Here is a 20,428-nt window from a genome sequence, read left to right as displayed (position 1 = left end):
TGCAGAGTCAAAGCATTTCCTGGACCTTACTGGTAGCTTGTGATCATATACTCTCTTTTAGGGAGTTAAATCATGTACCTGGAAGCCTTTTCCTCTCATTTTGGTCAAATAGAAGACCAGCGTCAGACCGCTAAAGTAACCTATCCCCTGTTTGATATCTTGTTTGTAGCGTTCTGTGGCGTTATTGCTGGAGCCGAGGGATGGGCTGATATTCGAGATTATGCCGAGTGTCATCATGACTGGTTTAAAGAACGTGGAGTATTAGCTGATGGTATTCCCGTTGACGACACAATTGCTCGTACCATTTCCCGTATAAAACCAGAGGAGTTTAGCGCCTGCTTTATTAACTGGATGCAGGATGTTCATGAGCTGACCAAAGGTGAAGTTATCGCTATTGATGGCAAAACGTTACGAGGCTCTTATAACAGAGAAGATCGCAACTCAACTATCCATATGGTCAATGCATTTGCAACGGGTAACAGAATGGTACTGGGTCAGATAAAGACCGATGAAAAGTCGAATGAGATCACAGCTATTCCGGACCTGATCCAGTTACTTGATATCAGTGGCGCATTGATTTCCACTGATGCGATGGGCTGTCAGGCTGGTATTGCGGATCAAATCCTTGATGGAGGTGGAGATTACCTTTTTGGTGTGAAAGAAAACCAGCCCACGCTATGTAAAAGCCTCCGGAATGCTTTCAGTGAAGAGCGTTTAGCACCTTTCATTAATCTGGAAATGGCAAAGCAACATGGCCGAATTGAAGCCAGAGCCTATTATGTAAAAAGTGCCGATGAGTTAGGCGAAGTCGGTGCAAAATGGCCGGAGTTGAAAACAGCGGGCATGGTGTTCAACTACCGCCACGTAAAAGGTCAGGAGCCACAATTGAATTACCGCTACTATATCAGCTCAGCCGACCTGACAGAGCAAAAGTTTGCTGACAGTGTGAGGAAGCACTGGCTGGTAGAAAATACACTTCACTATGTTTTAGATGTCAGCAAGAACGAAGATAAAAGTCAGATTTATCAAGACAACAGTGCCGAAAACTGGGCCATTCTAAGACAAATATCACTCAATATGCTTCGGGCAGAAGAGTCCAGCCTCAGTATTGCGCGAAAACAGAAACGCGCCTGGGCAAAAACAGATTATCTTGAGCAAGCTTTGAAGGCAGGACTAAACGAGCTGGTCATTTAATGTACACTCATGCGGTAGCCCTAGGCAATACCCAACCTATTTTTATGGCTGCAGCAGCGGATGAATTTTTTCAAGTAAATTTAGTCATTGGAAGGCTTTACTGGTATTATTCTTTCAAAAGGTGCCTTTTTTAGTCATGAAAATTGCTGACACAAGTGTTTTGTCGCGCTGAAATTGATGGCCGTTGATTGAAGGACCTTAATAATGATTATTGTTCCCAAGGAAACGTGCACTATATGCTTGAAAAACAAAGACACCATTTATTGTTGGAGTTGCTGGCCGAAAGTGGTTTTGCGTCCGTGCCTACGCTGTCCTCACAACTGAGAGCATCTGAGGCTACCATACGACGTGATTTGACCAAGCTTGCGAAACGCAACCTGCTGACCAAGATCCGCGGTGGCGCTCAGTCAAACAACCCGGTAGGGTCAACAAAAGGACGAACCCATTTAAAAGGCTCCGTTTTTTTGGTGGATGCCGAAACGCATCAGGACAAAAAGCAAGCCATTGCCGCCAAGGCAGTGTCATTGTGTGAAGACGGTGAGTCCATCATTATCAATGGCGGTAGCAGTACCTATATGATGAAGGACGCGCTGTATAGTCGCCATTTGAATATACTAACGAACTCGTTTGCTTTAGCCACCGAACTGGCAGAAAACAGTGATTGTCAGATTACGTTACCGGGTGGGGAGATTTACCGCAAACAAAGCATCATATTAAGCTCATTTGACAATGACTGTATCCCCAATTACCACGGCTCCAAAATGTTTATGGGCACTCCCGGCATTAGCGAATTCGGCCTGATGGAAACAGATCCTTTGCTGATCCTTTCTGAGCGCAAATTGTTGAAACAAGCCGATCAACTTATTGTTTTGGCCGACAGTTCTAAAATTGGAAAGCGCAGTAGTTTGATCTTGTGCGAGCTGGAAGAAGTAGACGTGCTAATCACCGATGATGGCGTCACTGAAGAACAGTTGGATATGCTGAAAAAGCACAACGTGGAAGTTATTCTCGCACCAGTGGCTCGCAGCAATTAAGCAAAGCAGCAGCCCTGATGCACTGCCGATAAGGCATCAGGGTGTGAAAGGTTGCGCCATAAACCCTTCAATCAGGGTGGCAATCTCCTGGTGAGACTTTTCTCCTGACGTAAACCCAATAATGGCGACATGTCGGTTGCCCTGCATCCCTTTAACCGTATAACCCTGTTCCGGACCGGTGCGACCAAAACTGTACAGATCCATATTGTGAACATTGCCATCCAGAATCTGACGATGATTCTCGTTAGGGGCATCATCTTCCGGTGTCTTCGCAAAAAACATCACATCCCTGACCTTGGGATCGCCAATGTATATCCACTCCGGAGTGAAATCATCCAGCTCACCCGCTACGGTAGGAATGTGCCTGACACCATCAGCAGTGACGAAAAAATCTTCAGCATCTGCACTCCCTCCGGCGACCGTTTCAAGAATAAAGGGATAGGCTTTACCGGAAGACTCCAGAACTTCAACAGCGATGCGATCTGCAAAAAAGTGATACCGAAAGGTGAAATACGGATTGCTGGACTCCAGTATAACCACATCGCCCTGGGTAATATTATTGACAACCCTGGTCACCGAGCCGCTATCGCGACCCGCGTGACCAAAGCCTCCCACGCTATTTGGAAATCCACGGTATTCGCCTTTGGGGCCCGGAGGCAGGTACGAGGCAATCCAGTCGTTGCCTTGAGAATCAATGAAACTCTTAAACCCTGATATGCCATTGCCCTTTTCAAAATACACGGTTCCCATCGGCATAGAAATTTTATAGGTGTCACTTCCGTGCCAGTCAGTTTCACTGAGCGTGACCGGTTGAGCAACACTGAGGCTGGAAGCCAACAAAGCCAAAAGACCCAACACCATAAACAACAAAACTTGCATAAAAATTTCCTAAATTAACTGTGCTCCGGGCACCACGTCCGAAAAAAACACCCCATCAACAGCATGACATTGCCGGCTACAGTTCAGCCAGTGCACGCCATTGAGTGCGATACGACGTCAGTCCTGAAAGGGTCGATTTGTGTACTTCTCGTAATCCGAGTTCACATTGAGCATTATCCCAATGAGTTAAACAGGCAGCACCTTGCACGGTTCCGGTGCTGTCGCGGGACAAAAATACCGGCTGCTCAGCGCGCAACTGACCCACAAGTTCGCATAACAACGGGTTTTTCAAAAAAGCACCTTCAATGAATACCGGTCCCTGTGTGCCCAGCATATCCAGTTGATAGTCAATCATCAGCGCACAGTAGAGCGTTGCCAATGCAATGCCGCTTGTCTGATTAATATCACCGACAAAGCGCCCTTTTTTTCCGCCAAAAGGTCCACTACCCTCACTGAAATCCGGCAATGCAAACACCGATTGTTGGATAATGTGCGCTACATCCTGAACGCTGAACTGCTCACCAAGCCAGGAGCCGGCTTGCTCGCAAATAACTTCAAACTCTCGCCCGCCCATAAACCGGGCGCAGGCTACCGGCTGACCAGTCACATCAATGTTGGCGAGCATATCCTTGTCGGCATTCAACTTGTCCAATGGTGTGCGGGAAGCCATTAATATGGTCCAGGTACCCGTTGAAATTACCGTAAAAGGAGCATCGCCCTGTGTCAGGCGGTAACGTAAAAAGCTGGCATTACTGTCGTGAACGCCATTAAAAAAACGACAATCAGCGCTAAGGCCCAGCTGTTGAGACAACGCCGGTAACAGCTGACCACAATCATGCCAGGCAGGTTTCACGGGCGGCATTAGTTGGCGCAGACCTAACTTGTCTACCAGTGCTGAATAGTCCCATCGCGGAAATGACCACAGATCGGTGTGGCAACCCAACGATGTGATTTCAGAATATCGCTGGCCAGTAAAGCGCCACACCCAATATTGGGGATACATGAGAATATCGGTTACCTGAGAAAATTGTTCCGGGAAACTTTGCTTTAACCAATGCAGTTGTCGGCCCAGATTCAGTCCCGCCGGCAAATCCGGAGAGTAGGCTTCACTAAAATCTGGCCGCAAGGCACTGTAATCCGACGTGTCGCTTTGAACCCCCGGAAATTCATAATCCAGTATAGGAAAAACTAACCCACCTTCGGCGTCGTTGTCGCGATTTATCAGGGCAGCGGTGGCGCCGTGAGTGGTCACCGTCAGCGCCGCAATGTGATATTCCTGCGCAACAGCTTTGATACCATCCATCAACCATTGCCAAATGGCTTCAGTATTGAAACCTGGATAATCCCCATAATTTACAACGCTGTTTTTCATCTGCCTGGAGAACACAGATTGAAAATCGCGATTTAACAGGTGCAGCTTGATATGGGTTTTGCCGATATCAATGACTACGGTATGTTGCGACGAGTTGTCTGGCATGCTTACCTTCTTAATTCCTGCTTAGCAACTGAGACTTTGCAATACTGCTTGGGCACGTTGTACGCCAAGTTCGGGGCTGGAAAATACGGGTGCAGTTAAGGCATCATCCGGTAAAGTACTCAGTACCCGTGCCATTGAAGCCTGCGCCAAAACAATTGCATCGACACTTTTCATCCCCTCGGTTAACCCCTGAGCAACGATGCGATCATGAGTTTCGCCGTCTCCGGCCATGACCGCTTCAAATGCACCTTCGCTAAGGTACTCAACAATCTCTACCTCTTTACCCTGCTGCGCTGCAACATTGCGCACCAGATCCGAAGTCGGCTTTAAGGTAGTAGGTAAAGTTGCAATAACTCCTACACGACGACCGGCATCAAGCGCTTTTTCCGCCATCGGACGATCCACCCGCAACACCGGCTTATCGTAGAGCTGTGCAGCGATATCAACCGCTGGTCCAATAGATGAACAGGTGACAAGAACAGCATCAGCACCGGCATCAAAACAGGAGCCTACCATAGTGATCAGGCGTCTCATGGAAGACTTTTCCAGAAAACCTTTGGCGATGGTATTTTTGATCAGACTTTCATCGACAAAATGCAGAATGCGTACATCCGGCATGATGCGCGCAGTCAACTCGTTAAACAATGGACTGAGTGTCGGTGAGGTATGAACTAAAGCTAACGTTTTCACAATAATTTTCCTTCTAAAGTGTGCATGGCTGCGCATCGTCGGTATCGAATTCGCCGGCCAACCGGTCACAAAAATTTATCGGCCGTAATGATCAGCGCGATGTACCGGAAGCAATTGCCAGGTTACACATAATAAACCTATGATTATTCTGCCAGTTGACGACCACAACGCACAGATTCGAAAAAATTTGGCTGGCCCATCTGACCGCCTTTCAGCACCATTTCCAGACCATCGATACTGGTATCCAGAGAGTGAATCTTCACCAGTGGTGCGCCCACTTCAATGGGCGCTTGCCAGGTCATGGCATCCGCGTTAAGTTGCGCAACACCATGACTGGAAGTGTCACCTCCGGCAAACAGGATGCGCTTAAGCCCGGTTTCCTGCACGACCTTTTTGGCTATTCGGCCCAGCATCGCACCCAGCACTTCCCCGGCTGCTTCAGGTTGGCCGGACACTGGCCCTTGCGCAGAATAAATAATGCAGCTTTTTTTCGCTGCCAGAGAAGCCAGTACCGCGGCGACTAAACGGCGCTCTTCTGCGTCGTCCCGGGTCAATGCCGTCATATCCACCGGTATGGCGTCATAGCCTTTGGATTTGGCGACTGCGATTTGCTCTCCGGTCACCGGTGAGCAACTACCACTCAATACCAGTAATTGTTCAACTGCCGAAGCAGGTGCCTGAATTTTATCTTCTTCGGTCAGCGACCTGTTGCGCCACTGAGACACGAGCGCTCTGGTAAGGCCCGAACTACCAACCGCAAAATGCATGTTGCTATTAGCAATCAGGGCTCCTGTCGCTGCCAGATCATCGGCGGATACACCATCAAAGAGGATTGCAGCGGCGTTGTTGCCGGCGCTTTCAAACTGGGTTTGCTGATTTTCTGCGTGCAAATCCGGCAGAGGCAGTAAGGATATCTTGCGCCCGGTTTGCTCAGCCAGATGCAATCTGAGATCAGCTTCCGCCATAGGTGTAACCGGATGGCAGGACATAGTCGGGTGCCGGTCGATGCGATACAAAGTGTCATTGGCCTTAGCAAACAGGTTGCCAAATGCCACATAGCGCCCCAGATGAGGAGCCGCCACAACAATTGCCGCCGGGCCACCCAGCAAATCGACTCCGATTTCCAGTGCCTTGCCGATAGAGCCCACCGTCGGGCTGCTGTCAAATGTCGAGCAGGTTTTGTAGTGCACCACTTCAGCGTGCTGTAACGCGCTAAACATTTGTGGCAGCTTGTCTTGCATCCAACTCACAGAACGACTTCTGCTGTCACCGGCAATACCTATGGCTTTCACCCCTTCAAATCGTTGGTACAGCGCCTTGTCCGGAACCCGAAGAAACAATACTGCACTCACTCCCCCCTCAGCTAACTGTTCAAGCACATCAGTGGAGCCAGTAAAATCATCTGCGTAATAACCGTACAGTAATGCCACGTTATACTCCCAAAGCAGCCGCCAGTTCAGCATGATCTTTGGCTGCCTGAATCGCCGGGATACCTGAAATTGCCGCATCCCAGGCTTGTCTGAGTGCTGTAACACCCGCGGCTGGTCCCATTGGATGGGCCATTATGCCACCACCCGCAGCATACATAACATCAGTGGTACGCATTGCCTGAAAGGTCTTTTCCACCTGATGAACTGACTGGCCGGAAGAAAAAACCGGCATGATCTCACAGCCTTTGGCCGGAGCATCAAACATGGGTGTCAGGCACTCTCTGGCCGATGCGATAACGCTGTCGTTGGATTCGCAGAATTTATTGTCGATGCCATTGACATGAGTGTGATCAATACCTGCCAGGCGCCAAAGCTTCTGGTAAGCGATGAAACTCATACCTATGGCTGGCGAGCGTGCCAGCATTCCCCAGCCATTGCGGTGGCCGTGTATCGGCAATTGTGAATGTGCCCGAAGTACCTTCATGGCCGGCAGCCCAATGGAATTCAGACTCGCCATGATACAGGTTCCCTCTTCAGCAAGTACTACATCGTGACGGGACAGCATTTCGTCTATCTCGCCGGTGAGGTTTGCAGCATACATCACCATTTTACCGGTTTTGTCGCGGTGTTCGCGGATCACTTTCATAACCGCCTTAACGCGCGCCTCAAAAGGACAGTGTGGCCCGTTTGCCTGTAACTCGTCATCTTTAATAAAATCGACACCGGAATCTAACAGTAGCTTTACCTGCTGCGCCGTCGCCTCAGGAGAAAGTCCCACACTAGGTTTAATAATAGTACCGATGATTGGGCGGTCATAAACCCCCGCCAGTTTTCGCGTTCCGGCAACACCAAATTGCGGCCCCTGATAATTTTCGAGAAAAGCATCAGGTACTTTAATATCCAGCAGCTTCAGGCCGGAAAACGCTTTTAGTTCAGATAAATTGCCGGCGATGGTGGTTAAAAGGTTTGGTAAAGAGAGCCCCATATTGGCAACGGGCCAGGACAATGTCACCCTGGCGGCCCGCCGTGTGGCATTGCGGTTTTTAGGTAAACCGGAGCCAGGCAAAGAGGCAGATTGCACCTCGCCTAGGTCGGTAATTTCTTCCACGCGTGCGGCATGTGCATCACGTAATTCGTCGGTTTCGCCAGGAACCCGAACAAAGGTGCCCGTTGATTGCTCTCCAGCCATTGTGTCTGCTGCCTCTTGCAGCGGGTAAGCAGTTTCGATCCAATAAGATGCTAAAATACGATCTGTTGTCATGGCATTGTAACGTACGCTAAGTACTCCTCGCTGATAACGTTGTAATGAGAGTGAAAGTTTCGCGATCTAAACGAATACAGGCATGTTGCGTGATGTTCGTCACACAACATGCCTTTTTTACTTTAGTTTGTGCTTAAAAACTGACGCGTAGACCGGCGTAGAAGCTGCGTCCGATGGCATCGTAAACGCCCGCTGCTGTGCCTGTATCTGCGCTGCCACCTGGTAAACCTCCAATGATGGGCGGTGGAGTGGTATCAAACAGGTTTTTAATCCCGAATGTCACTGTATAGTTCTCATCAAAGAAGTAATTAACCTGAGCATCTGCATAGACTTTTGCGTCAATCTTGAAGTTGTCTTTGCCCGCGTCTGCACCGTAGCGGTCCATCCAGTAGGTATCGTCAAGATACGACTCGCCGATATAGCGCGTGATCAGGTTCATGTTCCAGGCGCCTTGCTGGTAACCGATGGCAATAAACGCCTTGTTTTCCGCATCACCCACTTCGCCGTCTGAACGGTCTGCTGCTTCGCCCTCAAGCGGGATAAGACCTTTTTCCAGCAGGTGCGTCCAGCTAAAATCAAGCGAAACATCTCCGGAAAACATCTCGGTCGTGTAGCGCGCGGTGACATCAAAGCCTTTGGTCCACTGACCACCACTGTTTACCAAACCAACCGTTACCTGTTCAACTGAGCCGGCACTCCAGGGCGTAGCCGCCGCCGGACGACGGTCAACAAATTCACAGAAGCTGGCAATGCCATCGTTGTAACATTTATCAAGAATCACCGATGGATTCACACGGGAAATCGCATCTTCAATCTCAATATCGTAATAGTCGAGAGAGAATGAAAGGTCACTGGTGGGTGTATACACGGCACCAATGGTATAGCTTTTCGCCGTTTCTTCTTTAATGCCCGGGTTGTTGGTCGACAAGAGTCCGACACCTTGTACATCAGATTGATTGAGGGTTAGCGAACCGTTCTCATCAATGTTTTGCTGCACACCCGCTGCGGCGCGACAGTTCTCTGCCAGCGCACCGGTGTCGGCGTTGGTTATCCCTTCGCATGGATCAGTAATGGATGTTGTGGATACAGACTCGGCAGCAAACAACTCGCCGATGTTTGGCGCGCGAACCGCGTGAGCATAAACAGCACGGAAGCGCAGTTCTTCAGTAGCAGACCATTCAATACCCGCGTTGTAGGCAGACACAGCACCCACCGTGGAATAATCGGACAGGCGGTACGCCGCGTTAAGGGTTACACCGTCAATCACCGGCGCTACGGCTTCGATATACACTTCAGAAACATCCAGCTCCCCGGCGGTATCAGTGTGCTGAATGTAACCGTTCATATTGCTATTCGTCAGCGGGTCGAAATAGTGCTCGCTTGATTCTTCGCGGTATTCAATGCCTGCCGCGATGGCCAGGGCACCGGCCGGTAATTCGAACACTTCACCGGTGACGTTCGCAGAGATGACCTGCATATCCTGCACGGCATTCTGATACAGGCTACCCTCAACATAAGCAAGCATTTCCGGTGTCATAGTGCCTTCGCCGTAGAAGTTAACCGGCACACATCCGCGACCGCGTGCGTCGGCATCAACACAGATTGCATCAGTTGTGCTGCCATCACCGTCCAGGTCATAGACGTCCTGGGCCACCGTGAGTGCGGCTTTCAGATTCGGGCCGTGGAAAAGACCATCCATTCGACCGTCAAGCGTGGTGCGTCCATAAGAATAATGCAGATCGTATTCCCAGTTGTCGTTCAGATAACCTTCCAAACCAAGTACCACCCGGAACAATTCACGTTCGGTAGGCGTATCCCGCAGGCCATTTGGGCCAAACTGAGTCAGACGGCGGTTAAGACCAACGTCCCGTAAGCCATCGTTATTTGAGTCAGTGGCGTTATCAATAATGATCTGTGGCAAAAACGGGTTTTGCGTCAGTGTGGTTTCGCCCGTCGCCGGGTTTAAAATATAGTTTTCCACATTGATGTTTTCACCGATACCCAGCACATCGTTGTTTGCAACAAAAGGCGATGGCTCAGCATAGCCTGACGTGGTTACCAAACCATAGTTAGATTCAATAAACAGTGTATGGTCTTCACTGACGTCATAACTACTACGCAGTGCCACGGTAAAGCGGTCTACCGGCGACACAATCGTTTTGTAAGGTCTGCGATTAAAACGCTCTTCCTGGGTACCATTCCACACCACGGCATTACCTGCACTGTCAAAGGTATAGTTAACACCACCTGAGTTAACCACCCCACCCGCGATAACACCTGAGCGGCTAATGGTAGGCTCAAATACCGTTTCAGGATCCCGGTTGTTATGACCGAGGCTGGTGTAGTCTTCTGAAGTGCGATCGCGATCACTTGATCTCACTTCACCTTGTCTGCTCCAGCCAACATTGATCATAAAATTACCGCGGTCATTATCAAAGTTGTGACCCGCAGTCAGATCAAATTTGTACTGTTCGTCATCGCCTTCTTCAGAAATGCCCGCCTGGCTGTTGAAGACAAGCCCTTCAAAATCTTTTTTGTATATGATGTTCACAACACCGGCAACGGCGTCAGAGCCATAAACCGCCGATGCACCACCGGTAAGTACTTCCACCCGGTCGATAAATTCTGTGGGTACCATGGACAAATCAACCTGGGTAGTCCCCGGAGAAGAGGCCACCATCCGCTTGCCATTGACCAGTACCAATGTTCTGTCTGCGCCCAGATTGCGCAGGTTCACGGTCGCAGAACCCACCGTGGTAATATCATCATTGGAAGTGCTTCTGCTGGCGCCGGCAATACCAAACGCCGGATTGTATTGCAGTGCTTCCTGAACATTGATTACAGCCTGGTCTTGCAACGACTCAGCATCAATAGTTTGTAGTGGTGTTGCCGCCGTCACATCGGCACTGCGAATACGCGAACCGGTAACAGCGATTTTCTCAACATCCCTGAGGTTTTCACCAGAGTTGCTTTCATTCTGCTCCTGGGCGAACGCCTGTCCGGTAAAAAACAAGGACGACGATAAACCGACTACAATTGCTGTCCGCAGCGGACATTTGTTGAATTTTTTCATAATAATATGTGCCCCATATTTTGATCGACTCAGCACGCTGAGTATGTATAGCTCTCTGCGACTGAAGCTATAGTAAAAACGAATCATCCAGAGGGTCTCCAGGACGTGCGCTTTACTACTACTGAGCTCCCTGTTGCACAAACCAGGCAGCTAATCAGTTGTTGCATGGTTTCTCATTTAAAAATGCGCATGTCTAATCGCGCAAAAAGCCATTAACATAAAATTTACCTCATTAACAATCATATTGCAACACCCAAATAATCATTTATAATCGTTACCCATCATTTAAGGTCATTTAAATAGCCTGAACGCCCGGATTCACCCTATTTCCAATCGGGTGACAGCGGATTTATTGGGCTTATATCATTCTGACTCAGGCAAAAGTCAGCCACTTACCTGAGCGATTAATGTCCAGAAACCCCATTTAAAGGCAGGATTCTGACTACAACAACAGATTATCAAAGCAACTTATTTGAGTATTTATGAGTGTTTATGATTGTTATTTTAACAAATTCGATAGCGAGATGCTTAGAGTAAAAACAGTAATGTTAATTTTCTGTTGCGTTTTTGTTCACAAAAGACGGAGAATGCGATGCAAGTTTTAAACAGGAGGCAACTGTTAATTCAGGGCGGATTACTGCTGGGAGTGTCGCTTACCCCTTTGAGCAAATTGGCGCTTGCTGCTATTGAAGATAGCCAGTCCGGTTCCGGACACACTTTTCTGTCCGGTTCTCTCAAAACCTCGCTTGCGATCATCACTGACATAATTATTCCTGCCACCGACACGCCGGGTGCGGTTTCCGCAGGTGTTCCGGATTTTATAGAACAGATGTTGTCCCGTTGCGTGCACAGCATAGAGGCACAAAAGTGGCTTGCCGAATTCAGGAAGTTCCAGCTGGAATCCGGTTTTAATGCCTTGTCGAAGGAACAGCAACTGGCAGCGGTAAAGAGTCTGGATGAGCAATTGGGCCAGGTTCCCTTCTACAGCACCATCAAAGAGCTGACCCTGGTGGGCTATTACACCTCAGAAATTGGCGGCAGTGTTGAATTGCAGCACGATCCGGTACCCGGCCCCTATAACGAAATTCCACTGAAAAACATTGCACGCGCCTGGTCATAAGGAGAACCCATGAATACAGATTATGACATTATAGTAGTCGGTTCCGGCATGTCCGGGGGGTACGCCGCCAAAGAGTTTTGCGAAAAAGGCTGTAAAACTCTGGTACTCGATCGGGGCGAGCCACTGGAGCACGGCCAGTACAAAACCGAATTTCTGCCGCCCTGGTCGATGGAATATCGGGGAAGAGTGCCGGAGGATGAGCTCGCCACGGAACAGCCCATACAAAGAAAAAGTTATGCCCTCACCGATTTTACCAAACATCATTTTATCAATGACAAAGATAACCCCTACCAGCAAGACCAACCTTTTACCTGGATAAGAAGCGCTAAGGTTGGCGGAAAATCACTGCTTTGGGCACGTCAGTCTTATCGATGGAATGCGCTGGACTTTGCTGCCAATGCTCAGGATGGCCACGGCATTGACTGGCCCATTCGCTATAACGACATTGCGCCCTGGTATGATTACGTCGAGCCGTTTATCGGCATTGCCGGTAGCGAAGAAGGGCTTGAAGTGCTACCGGACGGGAAGTTCCTTCCGCCCCTGCCAATGAATACTGTTGAGCGGGAAATAAAAGCGAAACTGGAACGCGCATTTCCCGGACGCAAACTGATCCCTGCCCGGGTTGCCCATCTGACGCAACCGCAACCCGAGCATCTCGCATTAGGGCGCGGTATGTGTATGGCCCGCAATGAATGCCAGCGCGGCTGCTCCTGGGGCGGATACTATTCGTCACTGTCCGGCGCCCTGGCGGCAGCGAAAAAAACCAACAATATGACACTGCGGGCCAACGCCCAGGTACAACAAGTGTTATATGATGAGCAATCAGGCAGAGCGACCGGCGTCGCCTATGTGGATACCAAAACCGGTAAGCGGATAGAGGTATCGGCACGTATCATTTTTATGTGCGCTTCAACCCTGGCCAGTGTGCAAATTTTACTTAACTCACGATCTGCGGCCTTCCCCAACGGCATAGGTAACCGCAGTAAGGTGCTTGGCCATTATATTATGGATCACGTTGGTGCCGTGGGTGCCCGTGGCGATGTGCCCGGTCACCTGGACATGTACTACAAGGGCAGACGCCCGGGCGGGGTCTACCTGCCGAGATTTCGCAATCTGGAAACGCCGCGCAATGACTATTTGCGGGGATTTGGTTTTCAGGGCAGTGCAGAGCGACGCGACTGGCGGCGCGGCATTAACCAGCAAGGTATAGGGGCAGAACTGAAACAGCAACTGCGCTCACCGGGTGGCTGGAAATTTATTTTAGCCGGTTACGGTGAAGTATTGCCGGACTACAACAACAAAGTGTATTTGCATGAAACCCTGAAAGATAAATGGGGCATGCCACAGCTGGTGACCGATGTCGCCTACGGCGAAAACGCCATAAAAATGAAAAAAGACATTCAGCACTCTGCCGCAGAAATGCTCACCGCCGCAGGCCTGAACAATGTTGAGAGCTTTGATTACAATGTTTCACCTGGCGGATTTGTCCACGAAATGGGAGGTGCCTGTATGGGCAAAGATCCCAAAACCTCCTACCTCAACCAATGGAATCAAAGTCATGAGGTCAGTAACTTGTTTGTCACTGACGGCGCGGCGTTTTCTTCAATATCTTGCGTGAACCCTTCAATTACGTTTATGGCGCTGACAGCAAGAGCGGCGGATTATGCTGTAAAACAAATGAAAACAGGAAACCTATAAATGTTGCGATACTATCTTACTGCTGCTATCTCAGTGTTACCCTGCATTGGTTGCGCTGCAGACGCGGAAATTGAACACTGGCAGTCCATATTCAACGGCAAAAACCTCGACGGCTGGATCCCCAAGATCAGCGGCTATCCGCTAAATGAAGATCCGTTAAACACCTTTGTAGTACAGGATGGCTTACTCACCGTTTCTTACCAGCACTACCAGGATTTTAACGAGCAATTTGGTCACCTCTTTTATCAGACAAAACTGTCACATTATAAGCTGCGTTTCAGCTACCGGTTTATCGGTGAGCAACTTCCCGATGGTCCAAAGTGGGCCTACAAGAACAGTGGTGCCATGTTGCACAGTCAGGCACCGGAAACCATGTCCCTCAGACAAGCTTTTCCGGATTCCATTGAAGCGCAATTGCTGGGCGCTGACCAGGGCGATACCCGACCCACAGCGAATGTCTGTACGCCCAACACCAATGTTACTTTTGAAGGTAAACCAGCCACTAACCACTGCACTGACTCCCGATCAAACACCTACCCCACAGAGCAATGGGTACAGGTGGAATTTGAAGTTATAGGCCACCAGCAGATTACGCATTGGGTAAATGGCGAACAGGTTATGCAGTATAGCGACCTGGTCAGGGATGATCCCGACAACGAGTTTCTCGTTGCCCCGAAACTCAGCAGTGGCTACATAGCGCTGCAATCAGAAAGTCATCCGGTGCAGTTTAAGGACATTGAGTTGTTAGATTTGTCTGGCAAACAGCACACCCAGCCCTAGTGCGAAAATAACGGCCCGGACCAAGTGCTGTAGGTGAGTTTTACTGTCTTAAATTTTTACCGTTGTGGCATAAATGGTTTGCTGACCGATAATGACCAGCAAGCCACTGAATGTCAGGTGATCCGCTCGACACTGGCCAGAATTTCCTCCCGCTCAAACACCTGCTTCCAGTCATCCCGCATCAATGCAGGGATACCGAATTCGATTGCCTTATTGCAGGCATCAGAGAAGGCGCCCTCGATTTCATTAAAGATAACGGCACTCAGAATATTCATGTGTCCCAGTAAAAAATCCCGGGCACACTCTTCTGAAACGCCCTTTTTCACCACCTCGTCCATCGCCTGGCGCATCACCATCAGCAAGGAGGCACAAACGGTTTCAGATAAACCGGGCTCCAGGTACGCCATCTGCTCAACAGTGCAGCGATGGGTACGGGAAACCGGCGCATAAATGACCCTGGCTATTTCATCCCCCAGGGCATAATGCTCCTCGGGGCCCTGCATCAAGGCGTTTACAACAGCCTGTTTCGCTGCAATTCCACCGAAATAATCCTTGCGACCTGCCTCTGTAGTTTCATCATTAAAGATGGGGGGATGACAAGGGTGCGAAATAAAATAGGTAATGTCTTCACGCTCTGGCAGGTGACCGGCAAACGGCGCCGCACCATCCAGAATCACGACCAAAGTACCCGTCTCCAGTTTAGGTACCAGCACCTGTGTAACCTTGCCAATCACGGTATCGGGGATGGCCAGAATGACCACCTCCGCTTCTTTGATAGCATCATCAAGGGCCACCGGGGTAGCGCCCACTTCAGCGTTTAAACGGGCAACCCCCGGTTCGGCCACCTCAACATGACGTACATCAAAATCCGTTTTCGCCAGGTTTTTGCTCAGGCGGATCCCCATTTTCCCACCTGCGCCCAATATTGCTACTTTCTTCATTTTCATCTCCAAAGGCGAATGCCCAATACGCGATATCTTTGCAGCTTACGCCTTGCTCTGCCTGCTCACTAACCTCAAAGATATCGATAAGTTATCCCGCACTGCCCACCATCACAATTGCATGGGGGCAGCCGGGTCAGATAAGGTCAGGACTGAGGTCGTTTGCGAATTGCCAATACCCAGTCAGTCTTAGTATCAGGAGGCGTAAAACTCACAGCCCGGGGCCATTCTTCACGGTTGTTGTTTCCCTTAGCGCTGATGTCCAGGGCACCGTAACCGGTAACCGTTTTCACCGGTTCAGTTTCCCCTGTTTTTGCGTTGATCCAGATGTTATTGTCATAGCTCCCTTCGGCTAAAAACAACGAGAAAGGCTCACCGTGCATGGAAAACACCAGGTACTGTTCGCCTTCTTCCACCAGCGCGAACACCCGGAAAGGATCGTGGCCGGTGAGTTGATCACTTTGTGGGGTCATAGTGTGAAACCGCACTTCGTTATGCATTACCTGCGCGATGATATCCACGTACTGTGACGATAAATAAAAGGGATTTTCTTCAAAAACCGGCAGGCCATAGCGACCACGGGCATACAAGCCTTTTTCCGATTCAGCACCATTCCAGTTAAAGGATGCGCCTGCCATTGTAGTGGCCCAGGCCGCCTGACGCAGATCGTCCTGACTGGCGCCGGAACGCGGATGCCAGTAACGCTGCCACAAGGCATTTCCTTCCATCATGTACACAGGTTTACCCTTATAGCCGACCAATGCGGCCATGTAGTGGGTCCAGGCGGTGCGCCAATAGTTGTAACGCTCCATGGTTTTATCCGGCGCCACGATTAAATGGTTTTCTACCGCAGCAAAGTTGTAGGCATCTTTTTCAAAATGATTTTCCCGGGGCATTTCATCCTGATAGGTGCGCAGATGATTGAAAATGTCGTATTTTTGCATCAGTTTTGCCCACCCCAGTTCGTGGGTTTCTCGCCCGCCGTCTACTTCCCAGACAAAATTCCAGCCAGCGATATTGGCAAAGGCACCCAGCCTGGCGACGGCATATTTAACATAGAACTCTTGCTCATCCTGGCTCAGACTTTCCCAGCGCGGCCCGTCATTGCGGCTGCCGTCGAAGCCGATAAACATATATAGCCCGACATTGCGATCATTTAACCAGTCGACACGTTGCTCCATCATTTTCCAGACATTGAGCTTCATGGTGCTTGATGCTTTGCCTTCCTCGTAGAGTGTCAGGTCAAGCGTGTCGGGTTTGGGACCGTCAAGGTAATATTGTTTATAACAACACAGTGACATCAACCAGTTGACCTGTAAGTGGTTGTAACCTTTATCGATCAGAGGCTGAAACACATTGTCGCTCATCCAGTCAAAGTCCTGAGCAATGCCCCCGTGCCCCGTTTCATAATAGGACTTCAACCAGACCGGCTCCGTTCCATTGTAGGCAAACCAACGGGGGTTTTTCTCATACGGTTGAAGCATACCTTTGCCGGCATTTTCGGCTGTGCTCAAAAAGCTGCCTTCGCCCCCTTTGGTGCCATCACTCCAGCGATAGCTGTAAGTCCAGCGCCCGGTTTCATTGGGCATAAAACGCACCTTCCAGACATTGCCGGTTTGTTTATCACCGCCGCCCTGGCCGTCGCCGTCATAAAATCCCCAAAATGGCCATTTCTTGCCTGAAGGGGCGACATAGTCAACCAGTAACTGCACATCGTTAAACTTATTCTCGTATGAATTATTGTTTATGATCTCAGCTTCAAAAACGCGGTGATTGCCTACCGATGGTTCAGCAGCCATTACGCCGCAACCGGTTAGCCATATCAGCAGCAAAGACACCAGATAATATCGAATAGGCTTGCATCGCATAGACTGTTTCCTCTTGTAGATTGGGTTGACGTTTAATTTCATTGCAGGAAAAAACAACAGGCAGTTGCCTCCACAAAAGCGGCTATTTGCCTGCTAAAGCGTTGATGTTTATTCACTGTGACTGCCACTTCCGTTTGATGGGATTGCATTCCCTTTGTTTTTGGTGGTGGCTTTATCCACCAAATATAAAATCGACTGGTAATCAATACCGGCATGGTGAGATAAACCGATTTCACAGGTTCGGCTGTTGCTATACCCTGCACTGCAGCCTTGCGGCACTTGCTCCCGCAGACCAGACAGGGAGCTGGCGTTTAACTCCGGTGTGGTAAAACCCTTATCACCGGCAAAGCCGCAGCAGTAAATATGTTCCGGTACAACCACGTTGCGGCTGCACTGCCTTGCCAGGCTATGCATCTGCTCAGCCAGGCCCATTTTTCGGCTTGAACAGGTAACATGCAGCATGACAGTGTCATCTACCGGCGTGAAATTCAGATGCGGTGACAATATCTCTGAGACAAATGCCACCGGTTCATAGATAGCTAAATGCCTGCTGGCATCGCCCTGCAACATAGCCCTGCAGGGGCTGGTATCCATTAAAATAGGATAGCGGCCCTGTTGGCTTAGCGTCTCCAGGCGTGCCAGCAATGATTGCTGTTTCTGTGCTGCGGACTGGGCCATGCCTTTACTTTGGAATGGCATGCCACAACACTCCCCGTCAAAGTTAGGGCTGATAACGTTAAACCCGGCTTTTTGCAGCAGGCTCAGGGTAACCTCGGTGAGTGAGCGCTGCTCCTTCGCACCGATTGCCTGACCCATCGTCCGGCTGGCACAACTGGGCATGTAAACCACCGTTTTTGCTGCCGGGGGATTGCCTGTCGTTTCTGATATCCAGCGATACCGGGCCTTTTGTGGGGTAAATTTGTTCCATTTTGGTAACTGATTCAACGACAGCGTTCTTGCAGCGCCGGTCAGGCAACTCATTGCGCGATCGCCCAGCACCTTGTGCAAAGCTGAAACCACCGACAGCGCGAAGCGGGAAACCCCTTCAACCTTGGCAAAATGTCTGGCTAACAAGCTGGCTGTGCGCTGGTATTTGTGATTTCGCTGTTGCCGACGCTCCCTGACAAAATCCCCGGTGTTTATTCCCACCGGACACCGGTCTGCACACAACCCCGTCGCTGCACAGGTATCAATTCCGGCATAGTCGAAGGCTTGCCCCAGTTCAGCAAGCAATGCTTTATTCTCTTTGGAGCGCTCTAAACGGCTGATCTCACGGAACAGGGTAATGCGTTGCCGCGGCGTAAAACTCAAATCTTTAGAAGGACAGACGGGTTCGCAAAAACCGCATTCAATACATTTATCTATGATGCTGTTGGCGGCAGGCAACGCTTTTAAATGCGTGATATGTGCCAGCGGATTGTCATTAATAATCACTCCGGGATTAAGCAAATTTTGCGGATCAAACAAATGCTTTATTTTTTGCATGATGGCCAGACCCTTCGGTCCCCATTCGAGCTCCACAAAAGGCGCCATGTTCCTGCCGGTGCCATGCTCGGCTTTCAGGGAGCCACCAAAATCCACCGCAACCAACTGACATACGCTGTCCATGAACGATTTGTAGCGGTCGATCTCAACCTGGGTACCAAAGTCCTGGGTAAACACAAAATGCAGGTTGCCTTCCAGCGCGTGACCAAAAATGATGGCTTCGTGATACCGGTATTGCTCAAACAGCGCCTGCAACGCAGCCACACCCTCAGCCAGGCGCTCAAGGGGGAAGGCCACATCTTCAATAATCACAGTGGTGCCATTTTCTCTGACTGCACCCACCGCCGGAAACGTGCCTTTGCGTATAGCCCACAACTGAGCACAGCGTTCGCTGTCGTCAGTAAAGGCAATACAGTTGGTTTGTTTAAAGGTGGACAGCAACGCCTGTAACGCCTGCACCTGTGTTGCCAGTTTGTCGGCATTTGCGGCACGGGTTTCAATCAGTAACGCGGCAACGTTATTATCAAGATCATGGATAAACGCCGGCAATCCTGGCATGTCACTGACCGATGCCAAAGCGCGCCGATCCAGTAATTCGACAGCGGCGACGTTCGCCTCAGCCAGCGCATTCACCGCCAGGCAGGTTGTATGAATATCCGGAAAAAACACCATGGATGATGCGCGGTACTTATCTTCCCGCACGGTGTGATAGGTAATGGATGAGATAAAGCCCAGCGTGCCCTCAGAGCCAATCATCAGATGTGCCAAAATATCAATGGGATCAACAAAATCAATCAGTGAATTGATGGCATATCCGGTGGTATTTTTGAGCCTGTATTTATGTTTTATCAGGGCATGCAGAGCAGCGTCGTTGCGCACCTCCTCCGCCAGGTTTGCAATGCTTTGCAACAGCGCCGCGTGCGATGCCCGAAAGGCAGCAATACTGCTCTGGTCTGCCGTATCCAGCACCGTACCGTCGTAAAGTACCACGCGAATACTGGCCAGGGTGTGATAGCTGTTTTGCGCGACGCCACAGCACATGCCACTGGCATTGTTCGCCGCAATGCCACCAATCTTACAGCTGTTAATCGACGCGGGGTCCGGTCCCAGCTTTCTGCCATACGGCAGCAGGTACTTGTTGGCATCAGCCCCTATGACTCCGGGCCCCAGTTTAATTCTCAGCCCCAAATCCTGGATGTCATGGTTGCGCCAGCGGTTCGTCAGGGTGATCAGAATGGAATCGGACTGGGCCTGACCAGATAAACTGGTGCCAGCAGCCCGAAATGTAACAGCCAGGCCAATGTCAGCTGCCGCTTTTACCACCCGTACGACTTCCTCTTCCGTATCCAGTATAAGTACCAGTTCGGGAACTAACCGGTAAAAGCTGGCATCAACCCCCATCGCCAGGCGCTGAGCATAATCACTGATAATTCGCTCAGCCGGTAGAAACCTCGATAACGTGGCGGACAGTATTTGGTATGCCGACTTGTTCATTGTG

At 50.0% G+C, this 20,428-nt stretch carries 14 protein-coding genes; 5 read left to right on the top strand and 9 right to left on the bottom strand.

Annotation, left to right across the window (positions count from 1 at the left end; genetic code table 11):
• The first annotated feature begins 72 nt into the window (after nt 1-72).
• Together ACXAD8_RS16220 and ACXAD8_RS16215 are read left to right on the top strand one after the other, a co-directional pair.
• Nucleotides 73-1,194, top strand: coding sequence for an ISAs1 family transposase (locus tag ACXAD8_RS16220; RefSeq protein WP_475230833.1), 1,122 nt, complete (start codon nt 73-75; stop codon nt 1,192-1,194).
• 236 nt (nt 1,195-1,430) lie between these two features.
• On the top strand, nt 1,431-2,228 hold the full coding sequence (locus ACXAD8_RS16215) for a DeoR/GlpR family DNA-binding transcription regulator (RefSeq protein ID WP_229529801.1): 798 nt from the start codon (nt 1,431-1,433) through the stop codon (nt 2,226-2,228).
• Nucleotides 2,229-2,264: 36 nt separating this feature from the next.
• Here the strand turns inward: ACXAD8_RS16215 and ACXAD8_RS16210 are convergent, their stop codons facing one another.
• The 6 genes from ACXAD8_RS16210 to ACXAD8_RS16185 form a co-directional block, all read right to left on the bottom strand.
• Complete coding sequence (locus ACXAD8_RS16210) at nt 2,265-3,107, bottom strand: hypothetical protein (protein ID WP_475230831.1); 843 nt, start codon at nt 3,105-3,107, stop codon at nt 2,265-2,267.
• Between the two features lie 76 nt (nt 3,108-3,183).
• Nucleotides 3,184-4,584 (bottom strand): FGGY-family carbohydrate kinase, encoded by a 1,401-nt coding sequence (locus ACXAD8_RS16205; RefSeq protein WP_475230829.1) that lies wholly within the window; start codon nt 4,582-4,584, stop codon nt 3,184-3,186.
• Nucleotides 4,585-4,605: 21 nt separating this feature from the next.
• On the bottom strand, nt 4,606-5,274 hold the full coding sequence (locus tag ACXAD8_RS16200; protein WP_475230827.1) for an aspartate/glutamate racemase family protein: 669 nt from the start codon (nt 5,272-5,274) through the stop codon (nt 4,606-4,608).
• Between the two features lie 143 nt (nt 5,275-5,417).
• Nucleotides 5,418-6,704, bottom strand: coding sequence for a four-carbon acid sugar kinase family protein (locus ACXAD8_RS16195; protein WP_475230825.1), 1,287 nt, complete (start codon nt 6,702-6,704; stop codon nt 5,418-5,420).
• A 1-nt stretch (nt 6,705) separates the two neighbouring features.
• Nucleotides 6,706-7,965 carry a ribulose-bisphosphate carboxylase large subunit family protein gene (locus ACXAD8_RS16190; protein ID WP_475230823.1) on the bottom strand — a complete coding sequence of 420 codons (1,260 nt, stop codon included), beginning with the start codon at nt 7,963-7,965 and terminating at the stop codon, nt 6,706-6,708.
• Nucleotides 7,966-8,098: 133 nt separating this feature from the next.
• Nucleotides 8,099-11,038 (bottom strand): TonB-dependent receptor domain-containing protein, encoded by a 2,940-nt coding sequence (locus tag ACXAD8_RS16185; protein ID WP_475230821.1) that lies wholly within the window; start codon nt 11,036-11,038, stop codon nt 8,099-8,101.
• 592 nt (nt 11,039-11,630) lie between these two features.
• Between ACXAD8_RS16185 and ACXAD8_RS16180 the strand changes: the two genes are divergently transcribed.
• From ACXAD8_RS16180 to ACXAD8_RS16170, 3 genes are read left to right on the top strand one after another with little or no spacing between them, the layout of a single operon-like run.
• The gene (locus ACXAD8_RS16180) at nt 11,631-12,158 is read left to right on the top strand and encodes a gluconate 2-dehydrogenase subunit 3 family protein (RefSeq protein WP_475230819.1); all 528 of its coding nucleotides are present in this window, start codon (nt 11,631-11,633) and stop codon (nt 12,156-12,158) included.
• Nucleotides 12,159-12,167: 9 nt separating this feature from the next.
• Nucleotides 12,168-13,856, top strand: coding sequence for a GMC oxidoreductase (locus ACXAD8_RS16175; RefSeq protein ID WP_475230817.1), 1,689 nt, complete (start codon nt 12,168-12,170; stop codon nt 13,854-13,856).
• Nucleotides 13,857-14,636 carry a 3-keto-disaccharide hydrolase gene (locus ACXAD8_RS16170; RefSeq protein ID WP_475230815.1) on the top strand — a complete coding sequence of 260 codons (780 nt, stop codon included), beginning with the start codon at nt 13,857-13,859 and terminating at the stop codon, nt 14,634-14,636. It abuts the gene before it with no gap.
• Between the two features lie 113 nt (nt 14,637-14,749).
• On the opposite strand, the gene ACXAD8_RS16165 is transcribed toward ACXAD8_RS16170, so the two are convergent.
• The 3 genes from ACXAD8_RS16165 to ACXAD8_RS16155 form a co-directional block, all read right to left on the bottom strand.
• Entirely contained in the window at nt 14,750-15,577 is an 828-nt protein-coding gene (locus ACXAD8_RS16165) for a phosphogluconate dehydrogenase C-terminal domain-containing protein (protein ID WP_475230813.1), read from the bottom strand.
• Between the two features lie 146 nt (nt 15,578-15,723).
• A complete protein-coding gene (locus tag ACXAD8_RS16160) occupies nt 15,724-17,445 on the bottom strand; it encodes a DUF5060 domain-containing protein (RefSeq protein WP_475230811.1) in 1,722 nt (573 codons plus the stop codon).
• Nucleotides 17,446-17,553: 108 nt separating this feature from the next.
• Nucleotides 17,554-20,424 (bottom strand): FAD-binding and (Fe-S)-binding domain-containing protein, encoded by a 2,871-nt coding sequence (locus ACXAD8_RS16155; protein ID WP_475230809.1) that lies wholly within the window; start codon nt 20,422-20,424, stop codon nt 17,554-17,556.
• Between the last annotated feature and the right edge of the window lie 4 nt (nt 20,425-20,428).

The sequence above is a fragment of the Planctobacterium sp. AWH2_060 genome (genome assembly GCF_056158425.1).
The sequence above is the reverse complement of the archived record's forward strand: the minus strand, read 5'-3'. Positions and strand labels throughout refer to the sequence as shown.